This window comes from Mycolicibacter acidiphilus (assembly GCF_018455725.1).
Lineage (GTDB): Bacteria > Actinomycetota > Actinomycetes > Mycobacteriales > Mycobacteriaceae > Mycobacterium > Mycobacterium acidiphilum.
This window is the reverse complement of sequence record NZ_JAHCLR010000026.1, coordinates 1-336: the sequence shown is the minus strand read 5'-3', so window position 1 is coordinate 336 and position 336 is coordinate 1. Positions and strand designations below refer to the sequence as shown.

General features: G+C 69.0%; 1 protein-coding gene. It reads right to left on the bottom strand.

Features of this window, described 5'->3' with window-relative positions:
- Positions 1-336, bottom strand: a 336-nt coding sequence (locus tag KIH27_RS13380; RefSeq protein ID WP_284144732.1) for an FAD-linked oxidase C-terminal domain-containing protein, incomplete at both ends; no start/stop codon positions are given.

Here is a 336-nt window from a genome sequence, read left to right as displayed (position 1 = left end):
GGTGGGTGTTGCCGTCGCCGGCGTGGGCGATCACCGAGATCAGCAGTTCGTGCTGCGCGCCGATCGACTCGATGCCGATGATCAGGTCTGCCAGTTGCGGCAGCGGCACCCCGACGTCCTCGAGCAGCAGCGGCCCCTTGGCCTCCACCGCCGGGATCGCATAGCGGCGCGCGGCCACGAACGCCTCCGCCTCATCAGGGTCATCGGTAGCGAACATGTCCATGGCGTTGTGCGAAGCGAAGATCCGGCCCATCAGTGCGATGTCGTCGGCGCTGGCCGGTCCGCGCTCATCGGAGGCCGCCAGCAGCATCGCGGCAGCATCGCGGTCCAGGCCCA